Origin of the sequence: Paraburkholderia diazotrophica, assembly GCF_038900755.1 — a bacterium.
Taxonomy (GTDB): domain Bacteria; phylum Pseudomonadota; class Gammaproteobacteria; order Burkholderiales; family Burkholderiaceae; genus Paraburkholderia; species Paraburkholderia diazotrophica_A.
The window spans coordinates 1-2,548 of record NZ_JBBPEN010000053.1; the positions used below are offsets into that span (position 1 = coordinate 1).

The following is a 2,548-nucleotide window of genomic DNA, read 5'->3' on the forward strand; positions in this document are numbered from 1 at the left end:
GTAAGCACTCGATCATTACCGTTGCCCACGAGATTGACCGATGAGGGATGTGCTGTTAGCGAATGGGGTCAATGCGCGCGGAGGGAGGCAGCAAAGGGGCGACGTTCCAAGGCAACAGGTCGTCGATCCGGTTGACGGGGTGATCCGCGATGCGCTCGATGACGTTGTGCAGATAGGCTTCGGGATCAATCCCGTTCAGGCGTGCCGATCCAATGAGGCTGTAGATCGCGGCAGCACGTTCGCCGCCTGAGTCTGCGCCGGCAAACAGATAATTCCGCCTTCCAATTGCGACGCCGCGCAGCGCCCGCTCGGCGATCAGATTGTCGATCTCCGCCCGACCATCACTGCAGTAGTAGACCAGCGCAGGCCAGCGATTCAGGGAGTACTGAATCGCTTTGGTGGTGTCGGATTTTGCGGAGAGAGTGAGAACCGTTGCTTCGAACCACCGCTTCATGTCCTCAAGTAACGGCACCGCCTGCGTCTGGCGAACCTGCCACCGTTCTTCCGGGGGCTTGCCGCGAATGTGTTCCTCGATGCGATAGAGCGCGCCAATGCGCTCGAGTGCTTCGCTGGTGATCGACGATGGTCGTACAGCGTGCAGATCGTGCAGTTTTCGACGTGCATGTGCCAGGCACGCCGCTTCCTGGATCTGTCCGCCCGTGTAGAGGTCCGCATAGCCGGCGAACGCGTCTGCCTGGAGTACGCCCTTGAAGCTGGCAAGATGCCGCTGCGGGTGTTCGCCTCGACGATCCGGGGTATATGCGAACCAGACTGCCGGAGCCTCAGTCGAGCCACTGGGCCGATCATCGCGCACATATACCCAGAGCCGCCCCGTCTTCGTCTTGCCATTGCCCGGCGCGAGCACTGGCAGCGGCGTGTCGTCGGCGTGAACCTTCGTGCCACCGAGCGCATAGCGGCGCACTGCGTCGACAAGCGGGTCGAGCAGCCATGTCAGGCAACCCAGCCAGTGACACATGGTGCCCGGTTCAATCTCGACGCCATCGCGCGCGTACATGACAGATTGCCGGTAGAGCGGGATGTGATAGGCAAACTTCGATGTCGCGATGTGTGCGAGCAATGCAGGCCCAGGAAGGCCCCGGTCAATCGGACGACTCGGCGCTGCAGACTGGACGATACAGTCGCAGCACGAACACGCGAATTTGGGACGGTGATGGCGGATGACACGGAAGTGCGCGCGCACGTATTCGAGCTGCTCGGATATGTCTTCGCCCAATGGCTTGAGCGTGCCACCGCACCCGGGACACTGTTCTTCGGCGGGACGGTACACACGCTCTTCGCGTTCAAGATGTTCGGGCAGTGGCTTGCGACAGGCGCGCTCGCGTCGTTGCTGTGCATTGCCTGAGCCGGCGCGGGCGGCCACGCCTTCGTCGGTCTGCAGGTCTTCAAGTCGCAATTCAAGCTGTTCGATCTGACGCTCCAGCTTCTCGGACTTGCGACCGAACTGCATGCGACGCAACTTCGCGATCGTCAGCTTCAGATGTTCGATCTCGATTACATGAGAGCTGAGCCGATCCTGCAATTCAACGACTCGCTGCGCGTTTGCATGAGCCGTCGCCGCATGCGCGAGTACCAGCGCCTTTAGCGCATCGATGTCATCGGGCAGGTCGCTACCGGTCAGATCCATTGCGACAGTTTACGACTATCTGCTGCGAGCGGATCATCGGGTAACAGACGTTTACAAAGCGCTGCGCGGGCGTGCCGCGTCGATCGGCTCGCGCCAGTCAAACCCTTCGAGAAGGAGGGCGAGTTGCGCCGTGGTCAGCGCCACAACGCCGGCGTCCGCACGTGGCCATGCAAAACGTCCTTTCTCAAGGCGCTTTGCAAACAGACATAGGCCGCCATCGCTCCAGTACAACGCCTTCATAAGGTCACCACGGCGCCCCCTGAAGATAAAAACCTGGCCGCCGTATGGATCCTTCTCAAGCACTGTCTGCACTTTCGCTGCGAGCGAATTGAAGCCGGATCGCATGTCAGTGACGCCGGCAGCGATCCAGATCCGTGTGTTTGCAGGCAAGCCAATCATCGGAGAAGCCGCTCGAGCACCAGGCGCAAGATAGTCGCGTCAGGCGTGCCTTCTATCTGGACGGAAGTATTGCCATGCTGAAGCACAATGCTGCCACCCGTAGCGACGGGCGCTGCAGGCACCTTCGTCGAATCCGGGAGATGATCCGCTGTCCGATCGGACTGGACATCGACAACAACAGGCAACATGGCCTGCGTCTGCGCATCTTGGACCAGCAGGCCCTGCGCGTACAGTTTGCGCCATGCCCAGACCTGATTGGCGTTGACGTTGTTGTCGCGAGCGACCCGGGCGACCGAGGCTCCTGGTTCAAATGTCTGCTCGACAACCGATCGTTTCCACTCCAATGGATGCCGTCGGTTCTCTCGCCGGGCCGGCAATTCGACTGTCTGAGACACTGTGTCCATTCTCCCCAGTTTGTGGACACTGTCGGTCACTCGTGCCCGTTGCGGCCAATGATTGCATCTTCTACGCGGAACGTGGCGACGGTACAGATCGAACGCTTAC

3 protein-coding genes are annotated in these 2,548 nt (G+C 60.5%); all 3 read right to left on the minus strand.

Annotated elements, in window-relative coordinates:
- Positions 1 to 55: 55 nt before the first annotated feature.
- From tnpC to tnpA, 3 genes are read right to left on the minus strand one after another with little or no spacing between them, the layout of a single operon-like run.
- Positions 56 to 1,645: an IS66 family transposase gene (gene tnpC / locus AABE10_RS36090; protein WP_342937822.1), complete on the minus strand. Its 1,590-nt coding sequence runs from the start codon at positions 1,643 to 1,645 to the stop codon at positions 56 to 58.
- A 51-nt stretch (positions 1,646 to 1,696) separates the two neighbouring features.
- Positions 1,697 to 2,044, minus strand: coding sequence for an IS66 family insertion sequence element accessory protein TnpB (tnpB, locus tag AABE10_RS36095; RefSeq protein ID WP_342937823.1), 348 nt, complete (start codon positions 2,042 to 2,044; stop codon positions 1,697 to 1,699).
- Positions 2,041 to 2,448 carry an IS66-like element accessory protein TnpA gene (gene tnpA / locus AABE10_RS36100; protein WP_342937824.1) on the minus strand — a complete coding sequence of 136 codons (408 nt, stop codon included), beginning with the start codon at positions 2,446 to 2,448 and terminating at the stop codon, positions 2,041 to 2,043. Before tnpA ends, tnpB begins: the two co-directional genes overlap by 4 nt.
- Between the last annotated feature and the right edge of the window lie 100 nt (positions 2,449 to 2,548).